Genomic DNA, 19,327 nt, shown 5'->3' with positions numbered 1-19,327 from the left:
TTAAAATTTTGATTATTGTTCAAAAATTAGCAAGATTTTTGTTCAACTCATTCATTTTTATTCAAAAGCATTTTATTCGCAAAAAGAAAGCGCTATAATAAAAGAAAAACTTGGAGAAAAAAATGGAGACTAGACGTACAAGCGATCTTTTAAGCTATTTGGTAAAAAAGAAACAAGCAACTTCCAAAGAACTTTGTACTCACCTTCACTGTAGTATAAGTACACTTCGCAGAGAATTACTTGAGCTAGAAAAACGAAAATTGATCCGCAGAACTTGGGGCGGGGCGATCTTGAACGAAACGACAAACATGGAATATACTTATCTTCAAAGAGAAGCCAGTAATATTCCGGAAAAAAAGATTATCAGTGAATTAGCACGAGATTTTATTGCACCAGGTATGTGTATTTTTTTAGATTCCAGCAGTACGGTTCTACACCTTATTCCACTACTTGTTAAGATACCTAACTTAATTATCATTACCAATGGTTTGCGTACAGCTTTAAAGTTAAGTGAATGTCAGAACGAATCTTTAAAAATTTATTTGACTGGCGGTGAAGTCAAACTTAATGCTAGTACAGTTATTTCAAATACACTTGATCCCATTACCAGTTCCTTTCGTTTCAATGCTGCCTTTTTATCTTGCCGGGGGCTCGACCATGAAGGGATTTATGAAGCAAACTTCAATCAAGCACAAATCAAAAAAGAAATGATGAATAAAGCACAAGAGATTGTTTTATTGGCTGACGAAACGAAATTTGACTCTACTCATTTTTTCAAGATAGGTGATTATTATGATTATGATGCGATTGTTACCAATAAAAAACCGCCTAAGATTTATCATAGAATCATTGAAAAAAATGACATTCACTTGGTGTATCCCACTGAATGAGAAATATAAATGGACAAAAAACGATTGGAGCATCCAATATTTCTCATTGTCCAACTTGTTGATAGAACTTTTGCAACCAGCCAAACAAACGCCCTTGTTACTCACCCTTTTTCTTCTCAAAAAGCAGGTGACTCAAACAGCACTTATTTGCTTCATCAAAAGAAACAGCACACCTACATCAAGCTATTGGTTGACCTGAAATCACAGATCCTCAAACAAGACAATCCGCTATAAAAAGTGTTTTGGTATCACTAAAAAATGAACATACAGTATTGAGGCCATTGCTTAATTGGCTCTATCATTTATGTGACTGAAGGATTCTTCAGTCACATTTTCGTGCGCTTTGTGCGAAACAAAAAATCTGAGACAGAATATGATTCATTCTGACCCAGATTTGATTTTACACAGCTACTCAGTTCTTATTGCTGAGATATCCTCGATAGTCTTCTGTGTGAAGTAGTCGTTTGGCATTCTCGACTCTTTCTTTTGTTGGCGGTTCAATACCTTCTAGTGGATAATCTAAGCCAAGTGTTTCCCACTTATATTTCCCCATCGTATGGTAAGGTAGAATCTCTACTTTAGCTACATTGTTCAATGTCTTGATAAAGTCATCCAGCCGAATCAAGTATTCATCATAGTCACTGCGTTCAGGAACTAATACGTGTCTGATCCACACTGGCTTATTGATCTCAGAAAGATATTGCGCCATCTCCAGAATATTTTCATTATCCCAACGTGTTAACTTTTTATGCTCTTCGTTGTCGATGTGTTTGATATCAAACAGTAACAATTCAGTATACTTCATCAATTCTTGAAAACGAGAAAAGAATGGTTCGTCACGCGTGAAAGGCTTCCCACAAGTATCTAGCGTAGTATGCATACCACGCTCTTTCGCTTTCTTGAACAGTTCGATCAAAAAATCGATCTGTAATAAAGGTTCGCCTCCACTAACAGTGATACCGCCTTCTGAACCCCAATAGGAACGATAGCGCTCTGCTTGGTCTAATAGTTCATCCGCCGTATATTCTTTTCCTCCGCCTATATTCCATGTATCAGGATTATGACAAAATTCACAACGCATGCGACAACCTTGCATAAAAACGACGAATCTAACGCCTGGTCCATCTACAGAACCAAACGTTTCGATCGAATGAACATAGCCAATTGTTTTTTCTTCCATAAGGATCACTTCTTTTCTTTGATTTCATTTTATTTCAAAAGACACTTGAATCAACCGATTGCTAGGAAAAGACGAGGGCAAAGACCACCGCCTTGCCCTCAACCTTTTTCAATCGTTCTTTTTAATGATAGATCGTATTATTTATTCCGCTTTACATTCTATCGTGTGATGTTCTCATCAATACGTCTAATTGTTGTTCTCTCGTTAGATCACGGAATTTAACAGCATAACCTGAGACACGGATCGTCAAGTTAGGGTATTTCATTGGATTTTCCATAGCGTCACGTAATAGATCATTACTAAATACATTGACGTTCAAATGATACGCTCCTTTAGAGAAGTAACCATCTAATACATTACGCAAGTTGCCGATACGTGTTTCTTCATCTTTTCCAAGACCGGAAGGATTGATCGTTTGCGTATTAGAGATCCCGTCACGTGCATAACCATAATTGATTTTAGCAGTTGAGTTAAGACTTGCCAACAATCCATTTTGTTCTGCATTGTAACTTGGGTTTGCCCCAGGAGCAAGAGGTTTACCTGCTTCACGTCCATCAGGTGTGTTACCAGTGTTTTTACCATAAACCACGTTTGATGTGATTGTTAATAATGACGTTGTTGGTGTGGAGTTACGGTAAGTTTTATGACGTTTGATTTGTGTCATAAAGTATTCTAAGATCCATTCTGCTAACTCATCTGCTGCATCATCGTCATTTCCGTATTTAGGGAAGTCGCCAGTTACTTCGAAATCAACAGCAATTCCTTTTTCGTTACGGATTGGTTTCACATCTGCATATTTGATTGCTGACAAGCTATCCGCTGCATGAGAGATTCCAGCAATCCCTGTTGCAAATGTACGTTTCAAATCTGAATCCATCAATGCCAGTTGAGCTGCTTCATAAGAATATTTATCATGCATATAATGGATGATGTTTAATGTATTCACATATAACTCAGCTAACCAGTCCATCACATTCATAAATTTGTGTTTTACTTCTTCAAAGTCTAATACATCAGCTGTGATTGGACGGTACTCAGGAGCAACTTGGGCACCAGTTACTTCATCAACCCCACCGTTGATTGCGTATAATAATGCTTTTGCTAAGTTCGCACGAGCACCGAAGAACTGCATGTCTTTTCCAACAACTGTTCCAGATACACAACATGCAATAGCACAATCATCTGAACCCCATTGTTCACGAAGAAGATTGTCATTTTCAAATTGGATAGATGAGCTTTCGATTGCAATTTTACTTGCATAAGTTCTGAAGCCTTCTGGTAAATGTTCTGAATATAAAACTGTTAAGTTTGGTTCAGGAGAAGGACCCATGTTAGTCAATGTGTGCAATAGACGGAAATCATTCTTAGTTACTAATGAGCGTCCATCTAAGCCCATTCCAGCGATTGAAAGAGTCGCCCAGATTGGGAATCCTGAGAATAATTGATTGTATTCTGGTGTACGGGCAAATTTCACCATACGCAATTTCATGACTAAGTGATCGATCAATTCTTGTGCTTCTTGTTCGGTGATCACGCCATTATCTAAGTCACGTTGGATATAGATATCTAGGAAAGCAGAGATACGTCCGATTGACATTGCTGCACCATTTTGTGATTTGATTGCTGCTAAATAACCGAAGTATAACCATTGTACTGCTTCTTTTGCATTAGCAGCTGGTTTAGAGATATCATAGCCATATTTTGCAGCCATTTCTTTCATTTGTGCTAAAGCACGATATTGTTCTGTGATTTCTTCACGAAGACGAATGACTTCTTCATCCATTGTATGGAAACCTGTCATATCATGGTCTTTTTTCTTTTGTTCCATCAAATAGTCAATACCATACAATGCGATACGACGGTAGTCGCCGATGATTCGTCCACGTCCATAAGCATCTGGAAGGCCTGTAATGATTTTGTTTTTACGTGCTGCACGCATTTCAGCTGTGTAGGCATCAAATACACCTTGGTTATGTGTTTTACGCCAATCGCTAAAGATATGTGTCAACTCATCATTAGGTGTGTAACCATTACTTGTTAATGCATTGTTAGCCATATTGATACCACCAAATGGCATAAATGCTTGTTTCAATGGTTTATCTGTTTGTAAACCAACGATTTTTTCAAGATCTTTGTCTAAATAACCTGCATCATGTGAGGTAATCGTTGAAACGATTTCTGTGTCCATGTCATAAACGCCATTGCGTTCAAATTGAATATCATTTAGTTTTTGTAATTCTGCCCAAAGCTTTTCTGTTGCTTCAGTTGGTTTTTCTAAAAAGCTGTCGTCTCCACGGTATTCAGTGTAGTTATTTTGGATGAAGTCTCTTGTATCTACGCCTTCTTTCCATTTCGTTCCTTTAAATCCATTCCATTGCTCCATTGTATGGACCTCCCGTTATCTGTTTTATGTAACAGTTTTTACGTGATTAGTATAACACAGACGAGCATCTTTGCAAGGGTTTTCTTGTTTTTTATTTAACAAAAGATGGCGTTTTTATTCACTTATAACAACAAACGCTAATATACCAAGCTTTAGCAATTGTGAACACTTTCATATTTTTTTATCTTAATATTTATAATTTTTTAATAATCAGAAAAAAGAAGGTAGTTCTGTATTAAAACAGATCTACCTTCTTTCAAAAAAACTATAACAGTTAATCGGTAATGGCTACTTCAGGTGGCTCAATGACTTTGATCACTTCGCCGCCTTTTTTCTCGTCAACTGCAAATGAGCCATTAGACGTTCGATCGCCAATCGGATAATCCGTTGGGTCAATCATTAGCTCTTGACCTTTTTGATTGATGATCATTATTTCTTTGGCGTTTCCTTCAGACATATGAATAACTCGATGTGGATTTTTCTTTAGTTCACGTAGAACCGTAACACCACGTTTTGCTCGAGAGGTTTGACTAATTTCTTGCGCAAGCATCCGTTTTACCGCACCACGTTGAGTGACGATGATGATTGGCGTATCTCCTTCTGTCAAAACGAGTAACCCGTTAACGACAGTATCTTCGTCTTTGAGGTTGATTGAACGAACGCCAGCAGCTTTTGCTCCTACCACAGGTACTTCTTCTAATGGATATCGTAACCCCATCCCTTGGTAGGTGACTAAAAAGAGATCTAAATCCGTTTGACCTTCTACCAAGTAAGACGCAACTAATTCATCATCGTCGCTTTTGAGTTTCATGCCACTTAGCGGACGACTCTTATAAGTACGCCATGGTTCAAATTCAGTCATTCGAGTTTGTTTCACCCAGCCATTTTTACTGATGAAGACCAATGTTTTTTCTGCTTCGATTTTTTTGTATGGAAAAACGGCTAGAATCGATTCATCAACCGAAAGATTGACAATCGTTTGTGAAATATGTTCTCCAGCATCTTTCCATTTTAAATCTGGCAATTCATGGACAGGACGATAAATGACATTTGCCTTATTGGTGATCAACAACACATGATCCAAGGTATTTAGTTCACCAGAATACAAGAGATAGTCCCCTTCTCTCATGCCGATTTCCTCTGGTTTAGAAGCACTATATGAACGTAGACTAGTCCGTTTCACATAACCTTCCTTCGTTACGCTGACAATCACATCTTCTTGTGCTACTAACACTTTTGTATCAATTTTGATTTCTTCGATTTCGTCTTCAATTGTCGTTAAACGTGCATTAGCATACTTTTTCTTGACCTCACGAAGTTCTTTCTTCATGACTGAGAATAATTCTTTATCATTAGATAGAATTTTGTTTAATTCAGTGATTTGTGCTATTAAGCTTTCTGATTCTTTACGTAATTCCGTAATATCCGTATTTGTTAGACGATATAGTTGCAACGTCACGATTGCTTCAGCTTGTTCTTCCGTAAACTGAAAAACTTCGACTAAATTTTGCTTCGCGTTTTTCTTATCTTTACTTTCTCGAATCGTGGCAATGACTTCATCTAAGATCGACAAAGCTTTCATTAAACCTTCTACGATATGCTGGCGCTTTTGTGCTTTTTCTAAATCAAATTGACTTCGTTTCGTGATTACTTGTTTTCGATGATCAATATAACTACTTAAAATATCTTTTAACCCCACTTGATGCGGTGTCATGTGATCAATAGCTACCATATTGAAGTTGTAATTGATTTGTAGTTCAGTATTTTTAAACAGGTAATTGAGGATACCTTGTGCGTTAGCATCTTTTTTCAATTCAACCACGATCTGTAATCCAGTGCGGTCACTTTCATCTCTAACTTCAGCAATGCCATCGATTTTTTTATTTAAACGGATTTCATCCATTTTCTTCACTAATGTGGCTTTATTTACTTCATAAGGGATCTCGGAAATCACGATTTGCTGCTTGTTCCCTTTAATCGCTTCAATTTTAGTCTTTGATCGTAGAATGACTTTTCCACGTCCAGTTTCATAAGCTTTTTTGATTTCTGCTTTTCCTTGCAAGATTCCCCCAGTAGGAAAATCAGGACCAGGGATATAATCCATTAGTTTCTCTAAACTCGCTTGGGGATGATCAATGAGGTAAATCGTACCATCAATGACTTCTGCTAAGTTATGGGTAGGGATCTCCGTAGCATAACCAGCGGAAATTCCCGTTGAACCATTGACTAATAGGTTTGGATATCTCGCTGGCAACACAGTTGGTTCTTTTTCAGTATCATCAAAGTTCCATACAAGATCAACCGTATTTTTTTCAATATCTGCCAACATTTCACCACTTAATTGGGAGAGCCGTGCTTCTGTATAACGCATAGCAGCTGGTGGGTCACCATCCATACTACCGTTATTTCCGTGCATCTCTATAAGTACTTCTCTTAGCTTCCAATCCTGACTCATCCGAACCATGGCTTCATAAATACTACTGTCCCCATGAGGATGATAATTCCCCATGATATTTCCGACAGATTTGGCAGATTTACGGAATCCTTTATCAAAAGTATTGCCATCTTTATTCATCGCAAATAAAATTCGTCTTTGAACGGGTTTCAATCCATCTCGGATGTCTGGCAATGCTCTTTCTTGAATAATATATTTTGAGTAACGTCCAAAGCGGTCACCCATCACTTCTTCTAGGGTTAGTTCTTGGACTTCTTGACGTTCTTCCATTAGGTGACCTCCTATTCTTCTACTAATTCAGATTGTTTCTCTTCATCGAACAATTCATTGGACGTAGCTGTATTTTCAATATCTTCTTTTTTATCTAAGATACTACCATCTTCTTCTAACGTGAATTGCACATGATTTTCGATCCATTTTCGGCGAGGTTCAACTTTGTCCCCCATTAATGTCGTCACGCGACGTTCCGCTTGAGCAGCATCATCTATCCTCACGCGAATCAACGTTCGAGAGGCTGGGTCCATGGTAGTTTCCCACAATTGTTCTGCATTCATTTCTCCAAGACCTTTATAGCGTTGCAACATATAGCCTTTACCAATTTTTTTGATGGTCGCTGCTAATTCATCATCTGTCCAAGCATATTCGACCACTTGTTTTTTTCCTTGACCTTTAGAAACCTTATAAAGCGGTGGTAATGCGATATACACTTTTCCTGCTTCAATCAATGGTTTCATGTAACGATAAAAGAACGTCAGTAATAGCACTTGAATATGTGCACCATCGGTATCCGCATCGGTCATGATAATAATTTTGTCATAATTGCAATCTTCAATTGAAAACTCAGGTCCAACACCTGAACCGATCGTATAGATCATCGTATTGATTTCTTCGTTTTTCAAGATGTCTTGCATTTTTGCTTTTTCAGTGTTGATCACTTTCCCACGAAGAGGCAAGATGGCTTGGAATTTACGGTCTCTTCCTTGTTTTGCTGAACCACCAGCAGAGTCTCCCTCCACGAGGTATAACTCATTCTTCTTCGGATTTCGCGATTGGGCAGGTGTCAGTTTCCCTGAAAGTAATGATTCGCCTTTTTTACGTTTTTTCCCATTACGGCTTTCTTCTCGGGCTTTTCGGGCAGCTTCACGAGCTTCTCGGGCTTTGATTGCTTTTCGCACCAGCATTTGGCTCATTTCACTGTTTTCCTGTAAATAAAAGCCCATTTGTTCTCCAATGACATTATCTACTGCCGTACGGGCAATTGGTGTACCCAATTTTTCTTTTGTTTGCCCTTCAAATTGTAAGAGATTCTCAGGTACCCGAATGGAGAGGACGGCTGCTAAACCTTCTCTAAAATCACTACCTTCGAGATTCTTATCTCGTTCCTTCAGCAAGCCCACTTTTCTAGCATATTCATTGTAGGCTTTCGTCATCGCTGACTTCATACCGACTTCATGGGTGCCTCCATCTTTCGTTCGGACATTATTCACAAATGACAACACGTTTTCTGAATATCCATCATTATATTGGTAAGCAACTTCGACTTCGATACCGTCTTTTTCACCAGAAAAATAAACAACTGGTGTCAACGTATCTTTTTCTTCGTTTAGGTAATCAACAAATTCTTTGATCCCTTCTTCGTAGTGAAAAACTTCCTTAATTGGTTCTTCACCACGCAGATCAGAAAGTGTGATTTTTACTCCTCTTAAAAGAAAAGCTGATTCTCGCAAACGTTCAGATAAAATATCATAAGAAAATTTAGTAGTGGAAAAGATCGTGTCATCTGGTAAGAAATGAACTGTCGTTCCATTGGATTTCTTGGTTTTCCCGATTTTTTTCAGTGTACCATCAGGCTTACCACCATTGCTGAATTTTTGTTGATATTCAATCCCATCACGGACGATTGTAACAACCAACCATTTTGATAAAGCATTGACCACACTTGCTCCGACACCGTGTAGTCCCCCTGAGGTCTTGTATCCTCCTTGACCGAACTTTCCGCCGGCATGTAGTACAGTAAAAATCACTTCAACTGTGGGGATACCAGAAGCATGCATCCCAACTGGCATACCACGACCGCTATCTGTCACAGTGATACTATTGTCTTCATGAATGGTTACATCAATTTCATTTCCATATCCAGATAAAGCTTCATCAACCGCATTGTCAACGATCTCATAGACTAAATGATGTAAGCCCCGGCTATCCGTTGACCCGATATACATTCCTGGTCGTTTTCTAACTGCCTCTAATCCTTCAAGAACCTGGATCGATGCATCATTATATTCGTTCTTTACTTTTTTTGCCAAGGCAAACGCTCCTTCAATAATACTTTACGGTTAAAACCGCATCACGATAATCATACTAGAAATACGCATGAAAAAAAAGAGGTTAGGAAAGAATTAAAACTTAATTACTAACTAACCTTTGAGAATACCATCTTTTTTATCCCATTGTTCGCTTTTGTCTTGTCGATTAAATATTTCATGTTATTTAAAATGCAAACATTTAGTTATCTTTTTCGTTCATATTGTTCCACTCGATTTTTATACAACGATCCATGACGATGTCTTTGCGATTTGCTGATTGAAGCTTGTTTGCTGCTTCTTCATTTGCGATACCTAATTGCGCCCAAAATACTTTTGCTTGAGTCTGTAAAAAGTCAGCAGCTACCTCTGGCAAAAATTCACTACGCCGAAAAATATCCACAATATCGATTGGTTCTTGGATTTCCTGTAGCGACGGATAGACCTTTTCGCCTAAAATGATCTCTCCTGCTAATAATGGGTTCACCGGAATGATACGATATCCCCGTTCTTGCAGAAATCGAGCAATTTGGTAACTTGTTCGTTCTTCCTTATTACTCAAACCAACAATTGCAATCGTTTTTGCTGTTTTTAAATAATCGAAGATTTTTTCTTGTGTTGGATTTTCAAATGACATAAATAATACTCCCTTTCCTTCACTCTTTCAAGTATTTCCAATTGTTCACGTACTTTATTCATGCTAAAATAAACATTAGTTTCAAATTGAAAGAGGTAGAACAATGAAATTAATTTTATTATTGGTACTTGCCTATCTTCTAGGCTCGATTCCTTCGGGGGTTTGGATAGGTAAATTATTTTTCAAAAAAGACATCCGCCAACATGGTAGCGGAAATACTGGCACCACCAATACTTTTAGAGTTTTAGGAAAAACAGCAGGTACAATTGTGTTGTTCATGGATATCTTGAAAGGAACCTTGGCAACTTGCTTACCAGTTATTTTCCACGTTACAACCATTAATCCCCTATGGTTTGGTGTTTGTGCGATCTTAGGTCATACGTTCCCTATTTTCGCTGGCTTCAAAGGAGGCAAAGCAGTTGCAACAAGTGCTGGAATGTTACTTGGATTCAATCCTCTATTTTTTATCTATTCCAGTATCATCTTCGTTGTTACGCTCTTTTGTACTAGTATGGTAAGTTTAACAAGTATGATCAGTGCAACTTTGATCACTTTATCAACGATTATCCTTCCTTACATCGCACCTGGTATCTTGCCTAAGCAAAACTGGCTATTGACGATCATTGCATTTTTAGTTTCTGCCTTTATTTTCTATCGCCATAAAGAGAATATCCTACGAATCAAAAACCATACAGAAAGTCGTATCCCCTTCGGATTGAATAGTAGTAAGAAAAAAAATTGACCTGAGAGAAAAACAGTTGACTAATCAGCCAACTGTTTTTTTAGCTTTTAAATGATTGATTCGTTAAGAAGCGAAAAGAAACGATTAGCAAAATAAAGGGAACATGAATCATTATACCTGATTTCCTCTGATTAATTGAAATCAAACAACTTTAGGATAACCACTATTTTACCGTAATCGAATATTTTGTTTGAAAAATTTCATGTGCGCCTAGTTGATTGATTCCAGCTTTTTCCATCAATTCTCCCGAGCTGTTTACTGTATCTGCAATACCACACCAAGGTTCGATACAAACAAAAGGCGCTTCTTTTGGATAAGGTGACCAAATCCCAACATATGGCATATCTTTATAACTCAATGTCACACTGTGGCTAGATTTTTCACTACGGATGGCATAAGCGTTCAATCCTTTCGTTTCAAATACTAGTGCATCATTTTCAAAAAGATCGTGTACTAATGCAAGGTTGGTATTTGTTTGTCCAAGTGTTTTTTGTTCCATATCGATATATGGCCCACTTAAAGGTAAACGCAAACGTGATTTTTTAGGTGAAAACGCAAGATAAAAATCATCAAAAGTCAATCCTTCTTCCAGAGGAACATTAAAGGCTGGGTGACCCCCAATCGAAAAGAACATTTCTTCTTCTCCAGTATTAGCCACTTGATAATGAACGGTGATCCCATCTCCACCTAATTCATAAGAAATCACTAATTCAAAATCAAAAGGATAATTTTTTTTGGTCTCGGGTGTGCTTCTTAACAAAAAGCTGGCTAATTCTTGACCATGTTCGATTACTTCAAAATCCATATCTCTCGCAAAGCCATGTTGCCCCATTGAATAAGTCTTTCCTTGGTACGTGTATTGGTCATCCTTTAATCTTCCAACAAATGGAAATAAAACGGGCGCATGTCTTCCCCAATACGCTGGATCAGCTTGCCAAATATACTCAAGATTATTATCCTTTGATTTTAAACTGACCAATTCTGCTCCATGTTCAGCAATTTCAGCAATCAATTGATCATTTTGAATGATTACAGTCATTATAATTCCTCCACCGTTAAATCTTAGGACCTGAGATAGCTAGTCTCAGGTCCTAAGCTATTCTTATTTTTTCCAACAAGAAGTATCCGAATCATCCTTGGCATTACTCGTGTGTTTCAGCGAAAAGAAAACCTAAAGGAGACTCTTTTTGTTTACTTCGTTCCTACTGAATAGATTCATCTAATCAATCGGTCATAGATTTTTAGTAACTGTGTTTTGTTAATTCTTCTTTGAATCTGGAATTTAGAACTTTTAAATACGTCCCTTTCATCCCAAGGGAGCGTGATTCAATGATCCCAGCTGACTCTAATTTACGTAATGCATTGACGATCACTGAGCGAGTGATCCCAATTTTATCCGCAATATTGGATGCTGTTAAACGTCCTTCATCGCCTTCTAAGGCATCGAAAATCGCTTGAACTGCCTTCAATTCGCTATAAGACAAAGTATTGATCGCCATTTGGACAGCTGTTGCACTTCTGACATCCGCTTCAATACTACGTGATTTTTGATAAAGGATCTGCATACCGACTACCGTCGCACCATATTCAGCTAACACTAGGTCTTCATCGGTAAAGGCTTGTTCCATTCTTGATAAAATAATGGTTCCTAACCGCTCGCCAGCACCAAAAATAGGGACTACTGTCGTCAAACCAAATGGGTATTTTTCTCTTGCTTCAAAAGGAAAAGCAGTCATTTCACTACTGATCGGAATATTGGCTTCCGTTTTGTTCAATTGATCAACTGTGTCAGTATAAGAATCGGGAAATTGCTTTTCAACAAACATCATTTTTATCCGTTCATTGTTGACATCATGACGTTCATCATAGCCTAATAAGACTCCTTCACTGCTAATGATATAGACATTACTATCTAAAATAGCACCTAATGTCACAGCCATTTTATCGTAAGGTAAATCAGCTCGCAGATCGAAAGTATTTTTTTGTTGTAATAATTTGTTGATATTGCGGGTTTTTGTTAATAAATCCGTCATTTTCTTCCTCCGATTTTATAAAATAAAACGACTTAAATCTTCATTTGCTACAATCGAACCTAATTTTTCTTCTACATAAGCTTCCGTAATCGTGATTTCTCCCATTTGCATGTCAGGTGCTTCAAACAATAAGTCTTCTAACAATTTTTCTAAGATCGTGTGCAAACGTCTAGCTCCGATATTGTCTGTATCGCGGTTCACATCATAAGCGATTTGAGCGATTTTCTCAATTGCTTCTTTCGTAAAGATAACTGAAACATTTTCTGTACCAATTAATGCTACGTATTGTTTGATTAGTGCATTGTTTGGTTCAGTCAAGATTTTAATAAAGTCATCTGCAGTTAAATCATCTAATTCTACACGTATTGGAAAACGTCCTTGCAATTCTGGAATCAAATCACTTGGTTTTGATAAATGGAAGGCACCAGAAGCAATAAATAAGACGTGATCCGTTTGGATAACTCCATACTTCGTGTTCACTTGTGAACCTTCAACGATTGGCAGGATATCTCTTTGGACGCCTTCACGTGATACTTCACCAGATTGTTGTGATTTTGAAGTGATTTTATCGATTTCATCAATAAAAATGATCCCGCTTGATTGTGCTAATTGAATGGCTTCACTATGGATGTCAGCATCTTTGACTAGTTTACTTGATTCTTCTTTGATCAACAGTTCAAGTGCATCTTTTACTGCTAACGTGCGCTCAACCTTTTTCTTCGGTGTTAGCGCCCCTAATGTTTCATTTAAATCAATGCCCATCTGTTCCAAACCATTGTTCATCATTGGAGCTGGTTTCTTTTGTTCTTCTATTTCGATTGTTACTTGACGGTTATCAAGTAAACCTTTTTGTAATTGTTCTAGAACCGTTTTCCGATTGACACGGATTTCTTCAGTCACTTCTTCTTGCGGTTCTGCTGTATTTTGTTGCGCAACATTGAACATGTTCATCATTTGTTCAAATTGATTTCCTGTTTGTTTTTGTTCTTTTTTAATCCCAGGAACCAGCACTTTTACTAGGCGTTTTTCTGCTCTTTTCTTAGCTTCAGTATATACACGGCTATATTGTTCTTTTTCAACGATCTGGATCGCATTTTCTACTAGATCACGAACCATTGACTCCACATCTCGACCAACATAACCTACTTCTGTAAATTTCGTTGCTTCTACTTTCACGAAAGGAGCGTTGACGATTTTCGCCAATCGACGAGCGATCTCTGTTTTCCCTACCCCTGTTGGTCCGATCATCAACATATTTTTAGGTGTGATGTCTTGTTGCATTTTTTCATCTAATTGTAAACGGCGATAGCGATTGCGCAAAGCGACCGCAACTGATTTTTTAGCTGCTTGTTGTCCAATGATATATTGATCTAATTCATTAACGATTTGTCTTGGTGTTTGTTTTAATTCATACATTCTTCTTCACCTCTATAATTCTTCCACAATAATATTATGATTTGTAAAGATACAAATGTCTGCTGCAATATTCAATGCATTCTCTGCGATTTCTTTGGCACTCATGTCGTTTTGTGCGTAGTTCTTCATTGCTCGAGCAGCAGCTAATGCAAAATTCCCTCCTGAACCAATTGCCAAAATTCCATCATCTGGTGCAATCACTTCCCCAGTACCTGAAACTAATAACATTTCTTTTTCATTCATTACGATCAACATTGCTTCTAGTTTTTGCATGGACTGTTGTGTCCGCCATTCTTGCGCTAATTCCACTGCAGCTCGCTGTAAATTACCATTGTATTCATTTAATTTGCCTTCAAATTTTTCTTCCAATGTAAATGCGTCTGCGACACTTCCAGCAAATCCTACGATGACTTCATCATTATAGATTCGACGGACTTTTCTTGCGCTTCCTTTCATCACCACGGATTCGCCCATTGTAACTTGACCGTCACCTGCCATTGCAAATTTTCCATCTTTTTCAACGGCACAAATCGTCGTTGAATGAAATTGTGATTCTACCATAGTTATTTCCTCCCAATTAAGATTACTGATCCTTTTCTATTACGCTCTTGGATGAAACGAGCGATATTTTTTTTGTAAACTTTCTTTTGTCACGTGAGCATAGATCTGTGTAGTAGATAGATTAGCATGACCCAACAGCTCTTGAACTGTCCGCATATCTGCACCATTATTCAGCAAGTGTGTAGCAAAGGTATGCCGCAGCATATGTGGATGGATCGAACTATCTAAACTACTCTTTTTAATCACTTGATTCAATACATACTCGATCCCTGTTGGCGTAATTGGTTCACCATGATGGTTCACAAAAACATAGTCATGACTCTTGTGGTATTTATCCATCAAAACCTTTCGCCCTTTTTCAAAATACTCTTGTAAGGCATCTTGTGCGAATGAACCAAGTGGTGCATACCGTTCTTTATTCCCTTTACCATGAATCAACATGACTTCGGAGTCGAAATCGATTTCTGCTAGTTTCAAATTACTGCACTCGCTTAATCGAATCCCCGAACCGTAAAGAACTTCTAATAGCGCTTGGTTCCTCAAATCTAAAGGTTTTTCTCCTTTGACACTGTCAAATAATACTTGCATTTCATTCTCATAAAAAAAGCGAGGTAGTTTCAAATTTTTCTTTTTTAGGTGGACATAAGAAAAAGGATTTTCTTTGATCACTTCTTCTTTTAAAAGGTATTGATAAAAAGAGCGCAGACTTGCAATCTTACGACTGATCGAATTTCTGCTATATCTTTCATCAGTTAGGTAACTTAAATACACTCGAACATCTAAGTGATTGATTTTTAATAAATCATCCTCTCCTGATTCTGTAAGAAATCTTTCAAAATTAGTGAGGTCTTCCTCGTATGCTTCTCGTGTTTTTTCAGAGTAACCACGTTCCACGATTAAATAACGCAAAAACTTATCTTTCCACGTTTGTTCTAGCATTTTATCACCTTCCTTTTAATCCCAGAGATAAATTTAGCATAGCAAAATTAAAAAAACAAATAAATTGTCAGAATTTAATCAATATTTCTAAGTTTGTTCACAATTGAAACAATTAATTTGACAAATTTCTTAGATTACAACCTTTTTTTTAATCTGATATTTACTCATTTTTTACCAAAAGAAAAAAATTTTTTTGGAACACTACAAATAAAAGATGTGTTGTATATTTATTTTATGCCTAGTAAAGAGCCCGGAACACCTTTGTCCCGGGCTCACTTCATGTTACTGAGCTGTTACTTCATCAATTAATTCTTTTTTTATTTGTTCATTTGCCTGAAGTGCTCTTTGAGCAATCGCTTCATAACGTGTTTTTTTGTCACGAATGCGCTCTGGTAATTCAGGGAACAAACCATAATTCGCATTCATTGGTTGGAAATGTTTTCCTTCAGCATGTGTAATATAATACGCCATACTCCCAATCGCTGTTTCTCGTGGAAACTCAATCGGCTCACTTTCTTTAGCTAAACGAGCAGCATTGATCCCTGCAAGCAAACCACTAGCTGCACTTTCAACATAACCTTCCACACCAGTCATTTGTCCTGCAAAGAACAAGTCTTCACGCTTCGTTGATTGATAAGTTGGTTTCAATAATTCTGGTGAATTCATAAAACTGTTGCGGTGCATCACACCATAACGGACAAATTCTGCGTTTTCTAAACCTGGGATCATACGGAAAACCCGTTTTTGTTCTCCCCATTTTAAGTGCGTTTGGAAACCAACGATGTTATACAATGAGGCAGCGGCATTGTCCTGACGTAACTGGATCACCGCATAAGGGCGTTTACCGGTTTTTGGATCTTCTAATCCAACTGGTTTCATTGGACCAAAAAGCATTGTTTTAAAGCCACGCTGAGCCATCACTTCGATTGGCATACAGCCTTCAAAGTATTTTTCTTTTTCAAATGATTTAAGTTCGGCTACGTCAGCTGTTGTTAAAGCTTCGTGGAATGCTTTAAACTCTTCTTCAGTCATTGGACAGTTTAGATAAGCTGCTTCCCCTTTATCATAGCGTGATTTTAAATAGACTTTATCCATATCGATCGTTGCTTTGTCTACGATCGGTGCTGCTGCATCATAAAAATAGAATCCGTCAGAACCATTGAATGCTTTAATACTTTCAGCTAACGGGTGAGAGGTTAAGGGACCAGTAGCAATGATCGTGATCCCTTCTGGAATTTCAGTGATTTCTTCATTGATGACTGTTACTAGCGGGTGTTCTTTGACTTTACGTGTGATCGTCTCAGAAAAAGAATCTCGATCCACTGCTAAGGCACCGCCAGCTGGAACAGCTGTTTCATCAGCTGAAGTGATCACGACTGAATTTAACCGTCGCATTTCTTCTTTTAATAAACCTACTGCATTTGCTAAACTATTTCCTCTCAAGGAGTTGGAACAGACTAACTCTGCAAAATTACTTGTATGGTGTGCTTCTGTTGATTTCACTGGGCGCATCTCGTATAAACGAACAGGAACACCTGCTTGAGCGACTTGCCAAGCTGCTTCACTTCCAGCTAATCCTGCACCTATTACATTAACAGTTTTCAAATAAAGACCTCTTCTCATTTTATTTTTGAATGTCTTCTTCGTAGTCGCCATTGATACATACGACTTGTTTTCCGCCTTTGACTTTCTTTTCAACTAAATACTGGTCACATTTCGGACAATTTCGACCTACTGGTTTGTCCCAAGAAGTAAAGTCACAGTCTGGAAAACGTGAACACCCGTAAAAGATTCGGTTTTTCTTAGACTTACGTTCAATCACCTGACCCTCATGACAAACTGGACAAGTCACACCGATCTCTTTAACAATTGGTTTCGTATTTCGACAATCAGGAAAATTACTACATGCATAAAATTTACCATACTTTCCTAATTTTATAACCATTGGATGCCCACAAATATCACAGTCAAATCCAGCCGGTTCATCTTTGATTTGAATTTTTTCGATTTTTTCTTCTGCATTGGTCAATTCTTTTTCAAATGGTTTGTAGAAACGATCCACCACTTCGATCCATGCTTCTTTTCCTTCTTCAATTTTATCCAAATCACCTTCCATTTCAGCGGTAAAATGGATATCGACGATTTGGGGGAAGAAATCACAAATCAAAGAATTGACGATTTCACCCAATTCAGTTGGTTCGAATCGTTTTTGTGTCAATTTAACATAGTAACGTCGTTGGATCGTATCCAGCGTTGGCGCATAAGTGGAAGGACGTCCCACACCATTTTCTTCCAAAGCACGGATTAAAGTTGCTTCACTGAATCTTGCTGGCGGTTGCGTAAAATGTTGCTTCGGTTCAATGTCCACTGATTGAACAATGTCCCCTTGTGCTAGTTCTGGTAAGATATTTTCTTTATCTTCTTTCCCATCATCTCTGCCTTCAACATAGACTTGCATGAACCCTTTAAATTTAACTTTAGAGCCATTCGCAATAAAAAGTACGCCATTTTGTTCTAAGGTAACTTTCATGGTATCTAATATCGCTGGTGTCATTTGACTAGCAACAAATCGTGACCAAATAAGGGTGTAGAGTTTTAATTGGTCCTTGTCTAAATATTGTTTGATTTCCTCAGGAGTACGTAGGACACTTGTCGGGCGAACTGCTTCATGGGCGTCTTGCGCACCTTGCGCATTTTTGATTTTACGTTGTGCATGACTAGAAAATTCTTTCCCGTAAGTTTCTTCGATGAAGGTAGCCGCTTCTGCTTTCGCAGTCTCAGCGATCCGTGTTGAATCGGTACGCATATATGTGATCAAACCTACAGTCCCTTGCTTACCTAAGGAGATTCCTTCATATAATTGTTGCGCAACCATCATCGTTTTCCGTGTTCTAAAATTCAATTTTCTAGCAGCTTCTTGTTGTAGGCTACTCGTAGTAAATGGGTTTGCTGGATTTCGTTTCCGTTCTTTCTTTTCAACTTTTTGAACGGTGAAATCTGGTCCATCAATACGATCAGTAACTTCTTTTACGGATTGGGCATCAGGCAATTTCTTTTTCTTGCCATCAATTCCCCAAAAGTTTGCTTTAAATTTTTTACGTGTTTTTTTGAAATTACCGTCAATGCTCCAGTATTCTTCTGGAATGAAATCACGGATTTCTTTTTCACGATCAATGATAATTTTTAATGCAATAGACTGTACTCTTCCAGCACTTAGTCCTTTTTTGACTTTGCGCCATAGGATTGGACTGATGGAGTAGCCCACCAAGCGGTCTAACGCCCGTCTTGCTTGTTGGGCATCCACTAAATCCACGTCGATCGTTCTTGGTTCCTTGAAGGCTGCTTTTACCGCTTCCTTAGTAATTTCGTTAAAAACCACACGATTTTTTTCTGATAAATCTAAACCTAGTAAATAGGCTAAATGCCAAGCAATTGCTTCCCCTTCTCTATCCGGGTCACTTGCAAGATAAACTTTTTGCGCTTTTTTTGCTGCTGATTTTAAACTTTTGATCACATCGCCTTTTCCGCGAATTGAAATATAATGGGGTTCATAGTTGTTTTCGACATCAATTCCCATTTTACTTTTAGGTAAATCACGTATATGACCGACACTGGCCATTACTTTATAATTACGACCAAGATATTTTTCAATGGTTTTGGCCTTTGCAGGTGATTCCACAATCACTAAATATTTATATGCCATTACTGAATGGACTCCTTTCCATTGACATGTTCCTACTATATTAAGCGGACTCATACAAATCGTAGCTTATCATATCCATTCAGAA

General features: G+C 37.9%; 15 protein-coding genes. 3 read left to right on the top strand and 12 right to left on the bottom strand.

The features are described from left to right. Nucleotides 1-122 precede the first annotated feature (122 nt). The gene (locus IGK21_RS05280) at nucleotides 123-890 is read left to right on the top strand and encodes a DeoR/GlpR family DNA-binding transcription regulator (protein ID WP_010737385.1); all 768 of its coding nucleotides are present in this window, start codon (nucleotides 123-125) and stop codon (nucleotides 888-890) included. Nucleotides 891-899: 9 nt separating this feature from the next. Next, complete coding sequence (locus IGK21_RS05275; protein ID WP_063626944.1) at nucleotides 900-1,124, top strand: hypothetical protein; 225 nt, start codon at nucleotides 900-902, stop codon at nucleotides 1,122-1,124. 178 nt (nucleotides 1,125-1,302) lie between these two features. Here IGK21_RS05275 and pflA read toward each other — a convergent pair whose 3' ends face one another. The 5 genes from pflA to IGK21_RS05250 all read right to left on the bottom strand — a co-directional run bounded on the left by pflA (nucleotide 1,303) and on the right by IGK21_RS05250 (nucleotide 9,848). Then, nucleotides 1,303-2,070 carry a pyruvate formate-lyase-activating protein gene (gene pflA, locus IGK21_RS05270; protein ID WP_010737384.1) on the bottom strand — a complete coding sequence of 256 codons (768 nt, stop codon included), beginning with the start codon at nucleotides 2,068-2,070 and terminating at the stop codon, nucleotides 1,303-1,305. A 151-nt stretch (nucleotides 2,071-2,221) separates the two neighbouring features. After that, a complete protein-coding gene (gene pflB / locus IGK21_RS05265; RefSeq protein ID WP_010719453.1) occupies nucleotides 2,222-4,453 on the bottom strand; it encodes a formate C-acetyltransferase in 2,232 nt (743 codons plus the stop codon). A gap of 274 nt (nucleotides 4,454-4,727) precedes the next feature. Further along, nucleotides 4,728-7,178 (bottom strand): DNA topoisomerase IV subunit A, encoded by a 2,451-nt coding sequence (gene parC, locus IGK21_RS05260; RefSeq protein ID WP_010719454.1) that lies wholly within the window; start codon nucleotides 7,176-7,178, stop codon nucleotides 4,728-4,730. A gap of 11 nt (nucleotides 7,179-7,189) precedes the next feature. After that, nucleotides 7,190-9,214: a DNA topoisomerase IV subunit B gene (gene parE, locus IGK21_RS05255; protein WP_010737383.1), complete on the bottom strand. Its 2,025-nt coding sequence runs from the start codon at nucleotides 9,212-9,214 to the stop codon at nucleotides 7,190-7,192. 199 nt (nucleotides 9,215-9,413) lie between these two features. Then, nucleotides 9,414-9,848, bottom strand: coding sequence for a CoA-binding protein (locus IGK21_RS05250; protein WP_181914915.1), 435 nt, complete (start codon nucleotides 9,846-9,848; stop codon nucleotides 9,414-9,416). Nucleotides 9,849-9,951: 103 nt separating this feature from the next. Here IGK21_RS05250 and plsY point away from each other — a divergent pair, with 103 nt between their 5' ends. Continuing rightward, complete coding sequence (gene plsY, locus IGK21_RS05245; RefSeq protein ID WP_010719457.1) at nucleotides 9,952-10,590, top strand: glycerol-3-phosphate 1-O-acyltransferase PlsY; 639 nt, start codon at nucleotides 9,952-9,954, stop codon at nucleotides 10,588-10,590. Nucleotides 10,591-10,753: 163 nt separating this feature from the next. Here the strand turns inward: plsY and IGK21_RS05240 are convergent, their stop codons facing one another. The 7 genes from IGK21_RS05240 to topA form a co-directional block, all read right to left on the bottom strand. Continuing rightward, a complete protein-coding gene (locus tag IGK21_RS05240; RefSeq protein ID WP_034700304.1) occupies nucleotides 10,754-11,629 on the bottom strand; it encodes an aldose 1-epimerase family protein in 876 nt (291 codons plus the stop codon). 202 nt (nucleotides 11,630-11,831) lie between these two features. Continuing rightward, nucleotides 11,832-12,623, bottom strand: a complete 792-nt coding sequence (gene codY, locus IGK21_RS05235) for a GTP-sensing pleiotropic transcriptional regulator CodY (protein WP_010719459.1) — start codon at nucleotides 12,621-12,623, stop codon at nucleotides 11,832-11,834. A 15-nt stretch (nucleotides 12,624-12,638) separates the two neighbouring features. Beyond that, nucleotides 12,639-14,039, bottom strand: a complete 1,401-nt coding sequence (hslU, locus tag IGK21_RS05230) for an ATP-dependent protease ATPase subunit HslU (RefSeq protein ID WP_010719460.1) — start codon at nucleotides 14,037-14,039, stop codon at nucleotides 12,639-12,641. Between the two features lie 12 nt (nucleotides 14,040-14,051). Beyond that, nucleotides 14,052-14,600 (bottom strand): ATP-dependent protease subunit HslV, encoded by a 549-nt coding sequence (gene hslV, locus IGK21_RS05225; RefSeq protein ID WP_010719461.1) that lies wholly within the window; start codon nucleotides 14,598-14,600, stop codon nucleotides 14,052-14,054. A gap of 39 nt (nucleotides 14,601-14,639) precedes the next feature. Continuing rightward, on the bottom strand, nucleotides 14,640-15,539 hold the full coding sequence (gene xerC / locus IGK21_RS05220) for a tyrosine recombinase XerC (protein ID WP_181914914.1): 900 nt from the start codon (nucleotides 15,537-15,539) through the stop codon (nucleotides 14,640-14,642). Nucleotides 15,540-15,821: 282 nt separating this feature from the next. Beyond that, complete coding sequence (trmFO, locus tag IGK21_RS05215; protein ID WP_181915176.1) at nucleotides 15,822-17,195, bottom strand: FADH(2)-oxidizing methylenetetrahydrofolate--tRNA-(uracil(54)-C(5))-methyltransferase TrmFO; 1,374 nt, start codon at nucleotides 17,193-17,195, stop codon at nucleotides 15,822-15,824. Further along, nucleotides 17,164-19,242, bottom strand: coding sequence for a type I DNA topoisomerase (gene topA, locus IGK21_RS05210; protein ID WP_010719464.1), 2,079 nt, complete (start codon nucleotides 19,240-19,242; stop codon nucleotides 17,164-17,166). Before topA ends, trmFO begins: the two co-directional genes overlap by 32 nt. Between the last annotated feature and the right edge of the window lie 85 nt (nucleotides 19,243-19,327).

The organism is Enterococcus sp. DIV1421a (genome assembly GCF_051711025.1).
In the GTDB taxonomy this organism is placed as follows: domain Bacteria; phylum Bacillota; class Bacilli; order Lactobacillales; family Enterococcaceae; genus Enterococcus_B; species Enterococcus_B hirae.
Note: the sequence above shows the minus strand (reverse complement) of the source record. Positions and strands in the feature narration are given on the sequence as shown.

What these genes read in the sequence shown, in the direction of transcription:
- IGK21_RS05280 (WP_010737385.1), top strand. Translation starts at nt 123, where the DNA reads ATGGAGACTAGACGTACAAGCGATCTTTTAAGCTATTTGGTAAAAAAG.
- IGK21_RS05275 (WP_063626944.1), top strand. Translation starts at nt 900, where the DNA reads ATGGACAAAAAACGATTGGAGCATCCAATATTTCTCATTGTCCAACTT.
- pflA (WP_010737384.1), bottom strand. Translation starts at nt 2,070, where the DNA reads ATGGAAGAAAAAACAATTGGCTATGTTCATTCGATCGAAACGTTTGGT.
- xerC (WP_181914914.1), bottom strand. Translation starts at nt 15,539, where the DNA reads ATGCTAGAACAAACGTGGAAAGATAAGTTTTTGCGTTATTTAATCGTG.
- IGK21_RS05250 (WP_181914915.1), bottom strand. Translation starts at nt 9,848, where the DNA reads ATGTCATTTGAAAATCCAACACAAGAAAAAATCTTCGATTATTTAAAA.
- topA (WP_010719464.1), bottom strand. Translation starts at nt 19,242, where the DNA reads ATGGCATATAAATATTTAGTGATTGTGGAATCACCTGCAAAGGCCAAA.
- plsY (WP_010719457.1), top strand. Translation starts at nt 9,952, where the DNA reads ATGAAATTAATTTTATTATTGGTACTTGCCTATCTTCTAGGCTCGATT.
- codY (WP_010719459.1), bottom strand. Translation starts at nt 12,623, where the DNA reads ATGACGGATTTATTAACAAAAACCCGCAATATCAACAAATTATTACAA.
- IGK21_RS05240 (WP_034700304.1), bottom strand. Translation starts at nt 11,629, where the DNA reads ATGACTGTAATCATTCAAAATGATCAATTGATTGCTGAAATTGCTGAA.
- hslV (WP_010719461.1), bottom strand. Translation starts at nt 14,600, where the DNA reads ATGGTAGAATCACAATTTCATTCAACGACGATTTGTGCCGTTGAAAAA.
- parC (WP_010719454.1), bottom strand. Translation starts at nt 7,178, where the DNA reads ATGGAAGAACGTCAAGAAGTCCAAGAACTAACCCTAGAAGAAGTGATG.
- trmFO (WP_181915176.1), bottom strand. Translation starts at nt 17,195, where the DNA reads ATGGCGACTACGAAGAAGACATTCAAAAATAAAATGAGAAGAGGTCTT.
- hslU (WP_010719460.1), bottom strand. Translation starts at nt 14,039, where the DNA reads ATGTATGAATTAAAACAAACACCAAGACAAATCGTTAATGAATTAGAT.
- pflB (WP_010719453.1), bottom strand. Translation starts at nt 4,453, where the DNA reads ATGGAGCAATGGAATGGATTTAAAGGAACGAAATGGAAAGAAGGCGTA.